We start from the raw sequence: 14477 nt of genomic DNA, 5'->3' as shown, positions 1-14477 counted from the left end.
CGGGGCTCCTGGTGGGGACGTGACGCCGGAAGCCGGGAAACTTCCGGCGAGCGTCAGGCCCGAATCAGGACTCCGAGACCGGGTGGCCCCAGGGATTGGTGCGAGGATACTCACGCAGCATCGCGCTCAGCCGGTACGCCGCCGCCACGGTGGCGCTGACGCGCACCCGCCGGGTCAGGGAGGCTCCACGGGCCGCCGCCGCGCCCAGCCGCGCGGCCTGCTGCGCGAGCTGTCGCTCCACCTCGGGGGACCAGCGGGAGAATTCGAGCCATTCCATCGGACTGCTCCTTCGCGAACTTCGCGTGAGGGGGAAGCGCCACCAAAGCATCCGTCGATCCCCGAAAGCACGACGCCGCGCGTTGCCCACGACGTCTGTGCTGCTTTCCCGACAGGGTCTCCGTCGCTACTCGACACTGCGATTTCATGCGGACGCAAATCTTGAAGCTCACGAGGAATGAGCACCCACTTGAGCCCACGACGGGAATCCGCCGGGTAGGGTGCACCCCTCGCTTGAAACGGAAAACATCCGGGAGTGATTGGAAATTCTGCCCGAGAGGTGAATCTCAAGCAGGCAAGGAATCCTCCCCCAGGCGTTCTTTGAATCAAGAGGCACTTGATAAATCCAAGGCCTGGCCTGGGAGATGAATCAAAGGCAGCTCAACAAGCACGACACCCGGAGGGCGGACGTGGCTCCTGAAACTGTTGATGTCATCATCGTGGGATGTGGACCGGTCGGAGCGATGGCAGCCAATCTGCTGGGGCTCCAAGGCGTGAAGACCCTGGTGGTGGAGAAGGAGCTGTCCGCGCATGGTCAGTCCCGCGCCATCAGCGTGGATGACGAGGCGCAGCGCATCTTCCAGTCCGCGGGGCTGGAGGGCGAGTTGGGGCCGGGCTTCCATCCGTGCCACACGCTGCGCTACCTCGATGACCGGCTGCGCTCGCTCGCGGAGGTGGACTTCGCGAACCTGGACCAGCCGTTCGGCCACTACGTCGGCGCCTTCTTCCAGCAGCCGCGCATGGAGGCGGTGCTGCGCCGGGGCATGGCGCGCTTCGAGCACGTGGAGCTGTGGCAGGGCCGCGAGGTCGAGTCCTTCGTGCAGGACGGTGAGGGAATCACCGTGCGCGTGCGCGAGTGCGGCACCGAGAAGTCCGTGACGGTGAGGGCGCGCTACCTGCTGGCCTGTGATGGCTCCCACAGCACCATCCGCCGCAAACTGGACCTGAAGCTGGAGGGCACCACCGCGCTGGAGCACTCACTGGCCATCACCGTGAGCACGGCGTCTCCAGAGCCCGACTACACCAGCTACCTGTGTGGCCCGAACCGGCGGGGGTTCATCGCGCGCACGGCGCGGGACGAGATGCGCTTCGACATCATCGTGGACCCGGGCGCGGACCTGGAGGCCGTGCGCCAGCCCGAGCATGTGCGCTCGCTCATCTCGCACTACGTCGACCCGGCGACGGTGACGATTCGCTCGGTCAACGTCCACTCGTACCACAGCCGGATCGTGGACCGCTGGCGGGTGGGACGCGCCTTCCTGCTCGGAGACGCGGCGCACCTGATGCCGCCCTTCCTGGGCCAGGGCCTGTGCGCGGGCTTTCGCGACGCGGCGAACGTGACGTGGAAGCTGGCGCGGGTGCTGGACGGCTCGGCGGATGACTCGCTGCTGGACACGTACGAGCACGAGCGGCGTGGCCACGTCTCGGAGGTCATCAAGAGCTCGGATGCGATGGGCCGGATGATGATGACGGGAGGCCAGGTGCTGGCGCGCGCGCGCAACGTGCTCATCCAGGTGCTCTACCGGCTGCCCGTCACCGGAGAGTTCATTCGCCAGTTCAAGGTGAAGCCCGCATTCGCGCTGGAGAAGGGCTTCATCCTCGGCACGCAGCGGGCGAAGGCCGCGCCTGAAGGCACCTATTTCCCGCAGCCGCGTGTGGAAGCCACGGAGGGGCAGCGGGTGTTGATGGACCACGTGCTCGGCGACGGCTTCGTCGTGCTGACGCGGCCCGGTGCCTCGCAGGACACGCAGCGCGAGGCGCGCACGCTGGCGGCGGAGCTGGGCGCGCGGGCGTGGTCCGTGCTCTCCGCGGAGCGCATCGGCGAGCCTCCTCCGGACGCGTTCGTGGACACGGAAGGCCGGCTCGGCGCGTGGTTCTCACGGCACGACAAGGACGTGGTGGTGCTGCGTCCGGACCGGTACGTGTTCGGCACGGCCACGGGGCCTCGCCTCGACGGGCTTCGTCGCGCGCTGCGAGGTCTCATCCGTCCCCGTCCGCGGGGTGGCGCCTCGGAGGTTCGTCGGGCCGGGTAGGGGAGGGCGTGGAAAAAGTCGACGGGGCGCCCGGGCCAGAACATGGCCACAGGCGCCCCGGAGTCGGGCATGGCTGGACTTTCCGCCCGACGGGACGTCAGGCCGCGGCGGCGGGCTTGAGCAGGCCCTGGGCGCGCTCGACGCAGTCGCCCATGAAGCGCAGGTAGATGTCGAGCGCCAGGGCGCCCGTCTTGCCGATGACCTCGGCCTTCTCGGGCACCTGGGTCAGCAGCTTGCCGAGCATCACCTCGTTGAGGGCGGTGTGGCCCACGTCGATCTCCGCGTGCTCCTTGACGAAGGACATCGCCTCCATGATGTCCTCGCCACACACGCGCTTGGCCTGCTCCATCAGCCCGGGCGCGAAGACGACCGACAGGTTCTCGATTTCATATTCGATCGCGACCTGGGCGGCGGGCATGGGACCGACGATGGTGTCCTCGTGGATCTTCCGGTACTCCACCATGGCCTGCGTGGGCACCTGGTTCAGCAGCGCCGTCGCATCCAGCTGGGGACCGCGCTTGGCGTTCCACCGGGCGACGAGGCTCTTGGTGTCCTCGATCATCATCAGGTGGTGGCCTTCCTCGTGCTTCGCGTGGGTGATGAGCTTCTCGCCCACGTCCTTGAGGCCCATCTTCACGGTGGCCTCGCCCGCGCGGCGGATCCATCCGTCCACCGGCTCCGTCATGTACACGCCCAGCGAGTTGAGCTGGATGAGGAAGCCTTCCACGAGCGCGGGGTCCACGTTCGGATCCAGCAACGTCTGGAGCGCGGGGGAGGACTTGAGGCGCTCGCGCACCTCGACCACGTGGGGAACATACTTCTGCTCCACGAGTTGCTTGTTGCTCATGTCTGAACCTCTAGGGCGTGTTAGCGAGGGTTGTGGGCGCCACGGCGCCCGATGGTCAGCTCACTGATGTGCTCGAGGAAGTCGGGAATCAGCTTGGAGGAGATGATCCACATGAATGGATCAGGCCCTCCGTGGATGCCGGCCTCCTGCACGTAATCCCCCCCCTCGTCCTCACACAGGAAGTGGAACGAGGTGCGGCGGCGCGCTGCGTACCAACGGCGCGCGGCGTCCACCAGGGCGACATAGGTGGACGGTCCTTCTTCGGTCAGTGAGAACAGGCGGGCCATGTCCAGCAGGCAGTACAGGTTCGTGCCCCGCTGACCCAGCTCCAGCACCGTCGCCGCCACGGGCACGCCGCCCCGCCGCGCGACCAGGATCTCTCGCTCACGCTCGAGACCGAATTCCTTCCAGCGCGCCTGCACCGGGCGCATGTCGATGCGCTCCCGCGTGAAGTCCAGCGCTTCCACGTAGCAGGCCGGGCGCGTGCGAGCGATGGAGTCCGCCAGCAGCGTCAGCTCTTGCGGCGTGGCGAGCCCCACCTGGATGCCCTCGTGGCTGCGGCCCGTCTGCTCGTGGGTGAGCACGTCCAGCATGTGGACCTTGCGGGTGAAGGCCAGGCCCTGGCCCGTCTCCATCTGCCGCTCGGCGTAGCGCACGTGCGCCTTGGCAATCCACGGGTTGAGGGCCTCCACGTAGGCCACCACCCAGCGAAAGTCCGGGTCGCTCTGCGGGTGCTCGAACGTGCGCACGTACAGGTCGCGCATGATCTGCCCCGGCTCCTGCACGCTCGGCGGCGGCTTGCCGGGGCGCTTGGCGACCTGATGCCCCATCCACGCGTGGCGGTAGGGCTTCATGAAGGACAGCGTCGCCTCGGGCCCGCGCTCGGACGGCCACACCGCCTGGCAGAACAGCTGCGGAATCTCCGCGCCGCGCTTCGCCATGCCGCGGAAGGCCAGCCGCAACTCCTCGAACTCCTCGGTGGACTTGCCCGCCAGGCTGAAGAAGCCGGAGCGGGTGAACAAATCCCACAGCCCGTCCTCCATGTCCTCGCTGGTGCGAGTCGCGGGGGACGTCGTCTGCGACACGAAGCGCACCCAGCGCGCCTCGTCCACGGAGTAGGGCTGCACGCTCAGGCCGCACAGCACGTGGCCATCCGCGCGGGGGCTGGTGACGTAGCGGATCTCTCCGCGCAACGTCAGCGTCTGGCCCGCGCCCGTCTCCAGCTCGATGTGGGGCGGCAGCAGGCCGGGGAACATCAAGTCCTCCGGCTTGCAGCGGATGCACAGGCCGGAGAAGGACAGGTCCACCGCGTCGCGCGTCAGCTCGCCCAGCTCGCGCCAGAGCGGGTGGTGGAAGCGCACGCTCGCGCCCGTGGGGGCGGGGACCCGGCGGTGCCAGCGATGACGGATGCGGGAGATGCGCGCGGGCATCGGCGTGAAGAGCCGATCTCCGTCCATGCCGCCCGCGTCCAGCCGCATGCGGTACGCGCTGTTGTAGCCGATGACGTCCACGTCGTAGGGCGCCTCGCCCCACTCGGCGACCGCCTCCTCCGTGCGCCACTCCAACTGGGCCGTCGCCGAGTTGAAGCGCTCCAGCACCATGCGCACCGAGCGGCCCATCCGTCGCAGCACGCCCTTGTTACCGGAGGCGCAGATGGCGGTGAGGATGGAGCGGATGCGCTCCGGCTGCTCGATGATGTCCTGCATCGGCATCGCGGAAGCGGCGGGCTCCGCCACGCCGTTGCGCAGGGCATCCGCGAGCATCGAGAGAATCTGCCGGCCCTGCTCCACGGTGACTCCCACGAGCTGCAGGCCCACGGGCGCGCTCGCCGTCTCGGAGTCGGTGCGGATGAACGCGCCCACCAGCGGACCAATCGTGACGCCAAGACCCTTGAGGAAGACGGGCAGGGTGGGCGCCTCGGCGTGATTCACGGGGCCGCGAGGCATCACCCAGACCACCGTGGGGCTCAACCGCGTCACCTCGCCAATGGTTCCTTCCAGCGAACCCAGCGAGCAGGTGATGGCGTTCGGCCCCCGGCCATGCAGCGAGTAGCCCGAGTCATCCAGCGCGGCTTCCGCTGGCGGCAGCGGAATCACATTGATGAATGCGTCTCGGCTATCGAACTCGACCGTCCGCCGGTCGGAGAGCGGGTTTCCCCCTTCCATGTCCAGGAGCCCCCTTCTCCGGTAGTGAGGAACGCCTGATGCGGATGGCGAAGTTGCAAGCACAACAGTTCCTCCCTGCTCCAGCGGTGCTGCGGTGGGCGGCATTTCGCTATGGGTCCGTATCATACGGAGTCGGCAGGAACAGTCAAATCGAATTTGTGCAGCCTTGCTGTTTTCGTCAAGGCGGGAATCTAGGTCACTGGGTCAACCGTGACAGGTCATTTCTCCAAGTTTCACGAACTGTATGCCCAGCACCCGACAACGCCACCGCCAAGATGTCGCTCAACTGTAATGTCACCAGTCAACCACGCTCTGAGTGCTTTCTCGTAGTGAAATGGAGCGAGTCGGATTGCTCCAGTAAACTCCCTCCGGCACGCCAACCAGATGAGGTGAGCGATGAGCGCGGCACGGGATTGGGTGGGCAGGACTTCGGGTGAAGCAGGGGACGGTGTCGGACACCCTGCGCGCGCCCCTCGTCTGGAGTCGGTGGAGGGGCCAGACTTCCACCAGGTGGATGTGGCGGCGCTCATGCGTGAATCCATGGAATTGCTGGAAGCCGCGCGAAGAATCCACGGCATCGCGGTGAACCTGGAACTTCCGGATGAAGCCGTGCTGGCCCGCACGGGGCTGCGACGTACACGGCAGGTGTTGTTGTTGTTGCTGGCCCACGCCGCCGACCTCGCCGGGGAAAGCGGGGTTCGCGTGTCATTGGATCCACCCGATGACTTTGGAGACGAGGGGCCTCGCTTCCAGGTGGTGACGCCGGATGCGCACCTCTCCGAGCGGGAGCTCCGGGCCGTCTTCCTGTCGCCCATGTTGGTGGGGCCCACGCACCGGCGGCTGGCGCGCGCCCGGGAGCTGGTGGAGTCCGTGGGCGGCACCTTGGATGTGGTGCGCGGTGCGGAGTCGGGGCTCACCGTGACGGTGGAGCTGCCCGCGCCGGGCCTGGCCTGCTGGTAGTCCGGCCGGCGAGGACATCGAGCGCTCGGGGGCGTGCGGGAGGTTGGTCCTCTCGTGCCGCGCCGCTGGGTCCGATAAGTCCTGCAACCTGGAGGGGTGGCCAAACTCCTTGACGGGAGGGGGGCGGGTTCTCGACTATCCCGCGCCAATTCTTACACGGCCACACCTTCCAGGAGTACGTCCATGGCGCCCCCGTCGTCCGGCGAGAAGATCACCCTCCAGAACGGCAAGCTGTCCGTCCCGGATCACCCGATCATCCCTTACATCGAGGGCGACGGCACTGGCCGCGACATCTGGCGCGCCTCCCAGGCCGTCTTCGACGCCGCGGTGGAGAAGGCCTACAAGGGCAAGAAGAAGATCGCCTGGTACGAGGTGCTCGCCGGCGAGAAGTCCTTCAAGGCGGTCAACAACTGGCTGCCGGATGAGACCGTCGAAGCCTTCCGCACCTATCTGGTCGGCATCAAGGGCCCGTTGACGACGCCGGTGGGCGGCGGCATCCGCTCGCTGAACGTCGCGCTGCGCCAGATGCTGGACCTGTACGTCTGCCTGCGTCCCGTACGCTACTTCAAGGGCGTGCCCAGCCCGGTGAAGACGCCGGACAAGGTGGACATGACCATCTTCCGTGAGAACACGGAGGACATCTACACGGGCATCGAGTTCGAGGCCGGCACCCCGGCGGCGGACAAGTTCCTGGCCCTGCTGAAGCAGGAGTTCCCGAAGGAGTTCGGGAAGATCCGCTTCCCCTCCGATGTCGGCATCGGCCTGAAGCCGGTGTCCCATGAGGGCAGCGACCGGCTCATCCGCGCGGCCATCCAGTACGCGGTGGACCACAAGCGCAAGAGCGTGACGCTGGTCCACAAGGGCAACATCATGAAGTTCACCGAGGGCGCCTTCCGCAAGTGGGGCTACGAGCTGGCCGCCCGGGAGTTCGGTGACAAGGTCTACACCTGGGACCAGTGGGAAGTGACGAAGGCCGCCAAGGGTGAGGACGCGGCCAACGCGGAGCAGAAGGCCGCCGTCGCCGCCGGGAAGATCATCATCAAGGACTCCATCGCGGACATCACCCTGCAGCAGGTGCTCACGCGTCCCGACGAGTTCGACGTCATCGCCACGCTGAACCTCAACGGCGACTACCTGTCGGACGCGCTCGCGGCCCAGGTGGGCGGCATCGGCATCGCCCCGGGCGGCAACATCAACTACGTCACCGGCCACGCCGTCTTCGAGGCGACGCACGGCACGGCGCCCAAGTACGCGGACCAGGACAAGGTGAACCCCGGCTCCGTCATCCTCTCCGGTGAGATGATGTTCCGGCACCTGGGCTGGCACGAGGCCGCGGACCTGATGATCCAGGGCATGGACCGCGCCATCGCCGCCAAGACGGTGACCTACGACTTCGCCCGCCTGATGAAGCAGGAAGGGCAGTCTGGCGTGAACGAGGTGAAGTGCTCCGAGTTCGGTCAGGCCATCATCAAGCACATGTAGTCCCCTCACGGGGAATGGGAGACGGCGAATCCATGGCTCAGAATCGCAAGAAGAAGATTGGCCTCATCGGCGGCGGGCAGATCGGCGGCAACCTCGCGCTGCTGGCGGTGCAGAAGTCGCTGGGTGACGTGTTCCTGTACGACATCCCGGTGGCCGAAGGTCTGGTCAAGGGCAAGGCGCTGGACATCAACCAGCTCGCGGCGGTGGACGGCTACGACTGTCGCGTCACCGGCACCACGGACTGGAAGGACGTCGCTGGCTCGGACGTGATCATCATCACGGCCGGCATGCCCCGCAAGCCGGGCATGAGCCGCGAGGATCTGCTCGAGATCAACCTCAAGATCATGAAGGACGTGGCTGCCAACATCAAGCAGCACGCCCCGGGCGCGTTCGTCATCAACGTGGCGAACCCGCTGGACGCGATGGTGTTCGCGCTCCACAAGATCGCGGAGCTGCCGGACAACATGGTGGTGGGCATGGCGGGCGTGCTGGATACCAGCCGCTTCAAGTGCTTCGTGGCGGAGGCCCTCGGTTGCTCCATCCGTGACGTGGAGGCGCTGGTGCTCGGCGGCCACGGCGACGACATGGTGCCCCTGGTGCGTCACAGCACCGTGGGCGGCGTGCCCCTCACGGAGCTCATCGCGAAGGACAAGCTGGACGCCATCGTCAAGCGCACCCGCGAGGGCGGCGCGGAGCTGGTCGGCCTGTACAAGACGGGCAGCGCCTACTTCGGGCCCGCGGCTTCCTCCATCGCCATGGCGGAGAGCTTCATCTTCGACCGCAAGCGCATCCTGCCGGGCGCGGCGCTGCTGAAGGGCCAGTACGGCATCAGCGACTACTTCTTCGGCGCTCCCATCCAGATCGGCGCGGGCGGCATCGAGAAGATCATCACCGTGGACCTCAACGAGGCCGAGAAGGCCGAGCTGGCGAAGTCCTTCCAGTCGGTGAAGAAGACGGTCGACTCCGTCAAGCTGTAGTCCGTTCCAGTCGTGGAGCCCGCCGGAAGCAGTCGGCGGGCTTCGCGCCTGATGCCGCGGATGACGCGGGCTTATCGTTTTCGACGCCGCCGTTGCGGCGCGGTTCCGCCAAGTTAACTAGCCTGTAGAACTCGCACGGGGATGTCCGGAGCGTGGCGCGCCGAAACGGCGAGCCGGCTGACGGCAGGCGTGTCCGATGTCCCGGCAGTCAAGGAGACGATGATGGCAGCAGCAGCGCGGTTCACAGTGGTGGGCGGCGGTCTCGCCGGGCTGATGACGACGATCAAGCTCGCGGAGGCGGGCCACCAGGTGGATGTGCTCTCGCTCGTCCCGGTGAAGCGCTCGCACTCGGTCTGCGCCCAGGGTGGCATCAACGGCGCGGTGAACACCAAGGGCGAGGGCGACAGCCCGGAGATCCACGTCAAGGACACGCTGCGCGGCGGCGACTTCCTGGCCGAGCAGATCTCCGTGAAGGGTATGTGCTACGCGGCCCCCGGCATCATCTACCTGCTGGACCGCATGGGCGTGACGTTCAACCGCACGCCGGAAGGCCTGCTGGACTTCCGCCGCTTCGGCGGCACGCTGCACCACCGCACCGCCTTCGCCGGCGCGACGACGGGCCAGCAGCTGCTCTACGCGCTGGACGAGCAGGTCCGCCGCTATGAGGCCGAGGGCAAGGTCACCAAGTACGAGTACTGGGAGTGGCTCGGCACGGTGAAGGACGAGGGGGGCCGCTGCATCGGCAGCGTGGCCGTGGACCTTCGCACCATGGAGATCCGCACCTTCCCGGCGGAGGCCGTGTGCCTGGCCACGGGCGGCCCTGGCATCGTGTTCGGTCGCTCCACCAACTCCATCATCAACACCGGCACCGCCGCGGGTCGCGCCTACATGGAGGGCGCCATCTACGCGAACGGTGAGTTCATCCAGGTGCATCCGACTTCGATTCCGGGCGAGGACAAGCTGCGCCTGATGAGCGAGTCGGTGCGCGGCGAGGGTGGCCGCGTCTGGGTGCCTCGGAAGAAGGGCGACACGCGCGGCCCCCGGGACATCCCGGAGAGCGAGCGCTGGTACTTCCTCGAGGAGAAGTACCCCAAGTACAAGAACCTGGTCCCCCGCGATGTGGCCACGCGGGAGATCTTCATCGTCTGCCGCGACCTGGGCATGGGCATCGGGGGCAGGGACGGCGTGTACCTGGATGTGACGCATATCCCGGCCAAGACGCTGGACGCCAAGATCAAGGGCGTCATGGAGATCTACGAGAAGTTCGTCGGTGACGACCCGCGCGTCACGCCGATGGTCATCTTCCCGGGCATGCACTACTCGATGGGCGGCCTGTACGTGCAGTTCGAGGCGGACTCGAAGACGCTGACGCCGCTGGAAGGCAGCCCGAAGAACCAGTCCACCAACATCCCGGGTCTCTACGCCGCGGGCGAGGCGGACTACGCGTTCCACGGTGGCAACCGCCTGGGCGCCAACTCGCTGCTCTCCTGCATCTACTCGGGGATGAGCGGCGGCCCGGCCATGGCGTCCTTCGCCAAGAGCAACACGACGAGCGCGGCGGCCATGCCGGAGAAGTACTTCCAGGATGCGAAGCGCTACTGGGAGGACCGGTTCGGGACCATCAAGAAGATGGCCGGCGCGGAGAATCCCTACGGTCTGAGCCAGGAGCTGGGCGACGTGATGACGGAGAACTGCACCGTCGTCCGCTACAACGACCGGCTGAAGAAGACGGTGGACAAGATCCGCGAGCTGAAGAGCCGTTGGAAGAACGTCAACGTCCTGGACACGGGCAACTCGTCCAACCGGTCGTTGTCGTACACCAACCAGCTCTGGAACATGCTGGAGCTGGGCGAGGTCATCGCCACCAGCGCGCTCTTGCGCGACGAGAGCCGTGGCGCGCACTACAAGCCGGACTTCTCGCTGCCCGAGCCGAAGACGAAGGACCCCAACGACGATCCCTCGTGGATGGCGCTGTGGCAGGCGCGCCATGACAGGTGGGCGAAGACGACCATCGCGAAGTACGCGGAAGAGGGGCCGAACATCTCCTATGAGGACGTCCCGACGCCGGTGCTGAAGCCCGAGCCGCGCTGGTACGCGTAAGGCACCGGGGAACTTTCTGGGTGGGCCCGCGTGAGAGCGCGGGTCCCCGTAACTGACTTGGAAGTGAAGGGTCGAGCCACATGGACACCGCACAGGCAGGCGCCGTCAGCACCCAATCCATCTCCTTCCGAATCTGGCGGCAGGACGCTCCGGACCAGCCGGGCCGCTACGAGGAGTTCAAGGTTCCCTATCGCAAGGGCGCCAACGTCATCTCGTGCCTGATGGAGATCCAGCGCAACCCCGTCACCGTGGAGGGCAAGCGCGTGCCTCCCGTGGTGTGGGACGCCGCGTGTCTCGAAGAGGTTTGCGGCAGCTGTGCCATCAACATCAATGGGCGGGTGCGCATGGCGTGCTCGGCGCTCATCGACAAGCTGGAGCAGCCGATCACCCTGGAGCCCATGAGCAAGTTCCCCGTGGTCCGGGACCTGGCCGTGGACCGCAGCCGGATGTTCGAGGCGCTCAAGCGGGTGAAGGGCTGGATTCCCACGGACGGTACCCACAACCTGGGGCCGGGCCCGCGCCAGTCGCCGGTGGACCAGTCGACGATGTACGTGCTCTCCACGTGCATTACGTGTGGAAGCTGCCTGGAGGCGTGCCCCCAGGTGACCATGGACAACGACTTCGTCGGCGCGGCGGCCATCAGCCAGGCTCGCCTGTTCAACATGAACCCGACGGGCAAGTTGAACTCCGAGGAGCGCGTGCGCTCGCTCATGGGGCCCGGCGGCGTGCAGGACTGCGGCAAGGCGCAGAACTGCGTGAAGGTCTGCCCGAAGGAGATTCCGCTCACCACCTCCATCGCGATGATGAACCGTCAGGTGACCAAGCTGGTCATCAAGGACCTCTTCTCGCAGGAAGAGGAGAAGAAGGGTCACAGCGGTCCGGGGTGACGGGGCTGTTGTTCCCGTGAAGGCCAAGCGGCCTCATGCGTGTGTCCCTGGGACACGGCATGGGGCCGTTGCCGTTGATGCGAATGGCATGGAGCGGTGCGTGCTTCGCGTGGCGGTCCGCGGTTTTCGGGCGGTGCGAAGCTCCGTGAGTTGCTCGGGCTCAGCGTGGCGGGTCGAGGCTCTTCCTCGCGGACTGGAGCTCTGCGAGTTGCTCGGGCTCCGTGGCCTGCTTCACGAGGGTGTCGAGCGCGGCGGCGTACGCCGTGCGCACCGCCTCCGAAGCAGGCACGGCCACGTCTGGAGTCACCCCGGTGCCTTCCCAGTTCGCCCGAGTCACGGCGTGGACGGTGCGTCCCATGGGGACACCGACGAGGAAGTGTTCGTCCACGGGAAGCACCACGCCCGTGTTGGCACCGCCGCGCGTCTTCTCACCGATCACCCGCGCGCGCTTGCGCGCCTGGAGGTCATACGCGAACAACTCCGCCGAGGAGAACGTGTCCTTGTCCGTGAGGAGGTAGACCTCCTTGTCTCCGTATCGTCCCGCCAGGGGTTCGGTCGGAGTGTGGAGCGAGGTCGTCTCCCGGCCTCTCCACACCGTGTCACGCACGCGGACGGGCGCGGGCAAGAGCCATGCGAGGTAGTGGGCCACCAGGCTGGAATCGCCGCCGCCATTGCCACGCAGATCCACGATGAGCGCGTCCGTGGAGGACAGCAGGGTCATCGCCGCCGCCGTGGCATCACGCGCGAGCTTCTCGTCGGGGAAGCGGGAGAGTCGAAGGTAGCCGACATTGCCTTCCAACCGCTCCACCCGAGTGATGCCCCGCGCGTCGAACCGCGCCTGCCGCGCGTGAATCGCCTCGCGCTCGGCGCGCCACGCTTCGATGTGCGCCGGTGCGGGCTCCCAGGGAAGGGGAACGTTCGTCGGCACGGGCCTCGCGCTGTGGATGACCACGAAGTGCGCGTCCTGTCCGGCTTGCTCGAGGTGCACGGTGAGGACCTCCGCGAACCGCTCCGGGTCGGTGATGGCGTCATAGTCCCCGCGCTTCAATCTCGCGCGCAGCAGTCGGTGCGCCAGCTCTCCCAGCTCCGGAGAGTGATGCCTCGCGCGGACCTGCACGAGCACCGCCTCGATGATCCGCGTGCGCTCCGTGGCGTTGAGCACCGGCGGCTTCGCGGGCGCGGACGCAAGGGCAGGGGACGCGAGCAGTGCCACGGCGACGAGGTGCCACGGGCGCAAGCACATGGGGCGAAGGCTCCTGGAGGGAACACGTCACGGCTGCGACACGGAACGCGTGGCGACCCGGGTCATACCGTCCCCGGGCCTGGCTCCCTGGTCGTGGGGCTTCGTGCGTGCTCGGGCCTTGTTGCTCCGTTGCTCGGAGTTCGGACGCGGTGAAGGCGTCCTCATCTACCCGGACATTCCTGGTTATCAGCTGTCCACAGCCTGCCGCACCGCGGTGTGTGCCGGGTCAAACGGCCTTGCCATCCGTCGGTTTCTGCGCAATGAGGGCCACGCGCTGACGCCTGTAAGGGGTCGTCCCCCTCGTCTCCACATGGAGCCTCGATGAAGATCCACGAGTACCAGGGCAAGGAAATCTTCCGGAAGTACGGTGTGCCCACGCCGAAGGGAATTCTCGCCCTCTCGCCGAATGACGCGGAGGCCGCTGCCAAGGAGCTGGCCACGCCGGTCGTCGTGGTGAAGGCCCAGATCCATGCCGGTGGCCGAGGCAAGGGCGGCGGCGTGAAGCTGGCCAAGAGCCCCGCCGAGGCGAAGGAACTCGCCAAGCAGATGCTTGGCATGATGCTGAAGACCATCCAGACCGGGCCGGAAGGCACGAAGGTCCACAAGGTCTACATCGAAGAAGGTCTCGCCATCGGCCAGGAGCTGTACCTGGGTGTGACGCTGGACCGCGTCACCAGCCGCGTCACCTTCATGGCGTCCCGCGAGGGCGGCGTGGAGATTGAAGAAGTGGCGGAGAAGCACCCCGAGAAGATCCTCCGCGAGACGGTGGACCCGGCGGTGGGCTTCCTGGACTTCCAGGGCCGCAATCTGGCCTTCGGGCTGGGCCTGTCCGGCCCCACGGTGAACAAGTTCGCCCAGTTCTGCACCGCGCTCTACCGGATGTTCATCGAGACGGATGCGTCCCTGGTGGAGATCAACCCGCTGGTCATCCTGAAGGATGGCGGCGTGGTGGCGCTGGACGCGAAGGTGACGTTCGACGAGAACGCCATCTACCGCCACAAGGACCTGCTGGCGTACCGGGACCTGGCGGAAGAGGACGCGCGTGAGACGCAGGCCAAGGAGTGGGATCTGGCCTACATCGCGCTCGAGGGCAACATCGGCTGCATGGTGAACGGCGCGGGCCTGGCCATGGCCACCATGGACACCATCAAGCTGGTGGGCGGCTCGCCGGCCAACTTCCTGGACGTGGGCGGCGGCGCGAGCAAGGAGAAGGTGACGGCGGCCTTCAAGCTCATCCTGGCCGACCCCGCGGTGAAGGCGGTGCTGGTCAACATCTTCGGCGGCATCATGAAGTGCGATGTCATCGCGGACGGCATCATCGCCGCGGCGAAGGAAGTGCAGCTCAAGGTCCCGCTCATCGTTCGCCTGGAAGGCACCAACGTGGAGCAGGGCAAGGAACTGCTGCGCAACTCCGGCCTCGCCATCACCCCGGCGGACAACCTGCGTCAGGCGGCCGAGAAGGCCGTCGCCGCGCTGAAGTAGTCCGCGCGCTTCATCGCCCACACTT

The 14477-nt window shown here is 66.9% G+C and carries 11 protein-coding genes; 7 read left to right on the top strand and 4 right to left on the bottom strand.

Translation table 11 applies throughout. The annotated features are described in order from the left end of the window. Window positions 1-64: 64 nt before the first annotated feature. On the bottom strand, window positions 65-277 hold the full coding sequence (locus tag HUA75_RS34955) for a hypothetical protein (RefSeq protein WP_141645890.1): 213 nt from the start codon (window positions 275-277) through the stop codon (window positions 65-67). Between the two features lie 364 nt (window positions 278-641). On the opposite strand from HUA75_RS34955, the gene HUA75_RS34950 reads away from it, so the two are divergent. Further along, window positions 642-2309, top strand: coding sequence for a bifunctional 3-(3-hydroxy-phenyl)propionate/3-hydroxycinnamic acid hydroxylase (locus tag HUA75_RS34950; protein ID WP_217442641.1), 1668 nt, complete (start codon window positions 642-644; stop codon window positions 2307-2309). A gap of 97 nt (window positions 2310-2406) precedes the next feature. Here the strand turns inward: HUA75_RS34950 and HUA75_RS34945 are convergent, their stop codons facing one another. Together HUA75_RS34945 and HUA75_RS34940 are read right to left on the bottom strand one after the other, a co-directional pair. Beyond that, on the bottom strand, window positions 2407-3156 hold the full coding sequence (locus tag HUA75_RS34945) for a hypothetical protein (RefSeq protein ID WP_141645892.1): 750 nt from the start codon (window positions 3154-3156) through the stop codon (window positions 2407-2409). A 20-nt stretch (window positions 3157-3176) separates the two neighbouring features. Further along, complete coding sequence (locus HUA75_RS34940) at window positions 3177-5321, bottom strand: hypothetical protein (RefSeq protein WP_174462103.1); 2145 nt, start codon at window positions 5319-5321, stop codon at window positions 3177-3179. Window positions 5322-5717: 396 nt separating this feature from the next. On the opposite strand from HUA75_RS34940, the gene HUA75_RS34935 reads away from it, so the two are divergent. The 5 genes from HUA75_RS34935 (at window position 5718) to sdhB (ending at window position 11727) form a co-directional block, all read left to right on the top strand. After that, window positions 5718-6281 (top strand): sensor histidine kinase, encoded by a 564-nt coding sequence (locus HUA75_RS34935; protein ID WP_141645894.1) that lies wholly within the window; start codon window positions 5718-5720, stop codon window positions 6279-6281. Window positions 6282-6464: 183 nt separating this feature from the next. Then, window positions 6465-7763, top strand: a complete 1299-nt coding sequence (gene icd / locus HUA75_RS34930) for an NADP-dependent isocitrate dehydrogenase (protein WP_141645895.1) — start codon at window positions 6465-6467, stop codon at window positions 7761-7763. A gap of 32 nt (window positions 7764-7795) precedes the next feature. Continuing rightward, the gene (gene mdh, locus HUA75_RS34925) at window positions 7796-8740 is read left to right on the top strand and encodes a malate dehydrogenase (RefSeq protein ID WP_141645896.1); all 945 of its coding nucleotides are present in this window, start codon (window positions 7796-7798) and stop codon (window positions 8738-8740) included. Window positions 8741-8962: 222 nt separating this feature from the next. Beyond that, complete coding sequence (gene sdhA / locus HUA75_RS34920) at window positions 8963-10840, top strand: succinate dehydrogenase flavoprotein subunit (protein WP_174488834.1); 1878 nt, start codon at window positions 8963-8965, stop codon at window positions 10838-10840. Between the two features lie 80 nt (window positions 10841-10920). Next, complete coding sequence (gene sdhB, locus HUA75_RS34915; protein WP_141645897.1) at window positions 10921-11727, top strand: succinate dehydrogenase iron-sulfur subunit; 807 nt, start codon at window positions 10921-10923, stop codon at window positions 11725-11727. A 160-nt stretch (window positions 11728-11887) separates the two neighbouring features. On the opposite strand, the gene HUA75_RS34910 is transcribed toward sdhB, so the two are convergent. Beyond that, the gene (locus tag HUA75_RS34910) at window positions 11888-12970 is read right to left on the bottom strand and encodes a S41 family peptidase (protein WP_174488833.1); all 1083 of its coding nucleotides are present in this window, start codon (window positions 12968-12970) and stop codon (window positions 11888-11890) included. A 321-nt stretch (window positions 12971-13291) separates the two neighbouring features. Between HUA75_RS34910 and sucC the strand changes: the two genes are divergently transcribed. After that, a complete protein-coding gene (gene sucC / locus HUA75_RS34905) occupies window positions 13292-14452 on the top strand; it encodes an ADP-forming succinate--CoA ligase subunit beta (protein ID WP_141645899.1) in 1161 nt (386 codons plus the stop codon). Window positions 14453-14477: the final 25 nt, after the last annotated feature.

The organism is Myxococcus sp. CA040A (assembly GCF_013336725.1).
GTDB lineage: Bacteria > Myxococcota > Myxococcia > Myxococcales > Myxococcaceae > Myxococcus > Myxococcus llanfairpwllgwyngyllgogerychwyrndrobwllllantysiliogogogochensis.
The sequence above is the reverse complement of the archived record's forward strand: the minus strand, read 5'-3'. Positions and strand labels throughout refer to the sequence as shown.